At 66.7% G+C, this 456-nt stretch carries 1 pseudogene; it reads right to left on the bottom strand.

From position 1 onward, the window contains the following. Positions 1 to 441 (bottom strand): annotated as a pseudogene (locus tag AC1DF3_RS37120) (hypothetical protein); the annotation flags it as partial. Positions 442 to 456 lie beyond the last annotated feature (15 nt).

Raw genomic sequence — 456 nt, 5'->3', positions numbered from 1 at the left:
GTTCTTGAGCGTGTTGATCTCGCCCGTGTTGCCGGCGATGTCGGTCGTGTTCTGCGTCACGCGGTCGCCCAGGGCGCCGATCGCGTTCGTATTGCCGGCCACGCTCTGGTTGGTCGCGTTCAGCTGCGACATGTTCACCGCGTCCTTGTCGGCGACGCCGGCCGTGACGTTCTTCAGCGTGCGGGTCTTGCCGTCCTTGTCGGCGAAGTCCACCGCCACGCCGTCGGTGGCCTTGCCCACCGTCAGGTCGGCACCGGCTGCAGCTTGCTGCACCAGGCCTGCCGTGCCGTTGGTCACGCTGTTCACGCTGTTCTTGAGCGTGTTGATCTCGCCCGTGTTGCCGGCGATGTCGGTCGTGTTCTGCGTCACGCGGTCGCCCAGGGCGCCGATCGCGTTCGTATTGCCGGCCACGCTCTGGTTGGTCGCGTTCAGCTGCGACATGTTCACCGCGCCGCG

The organism is Variovorax sp. 10N432, assembly GCF_056394465.1.
The sequence above is the reverse complement of the archived record's forward strand: the minus strand, read 5'-3'. Positions and strand labels throughout refer to the sequence as shown.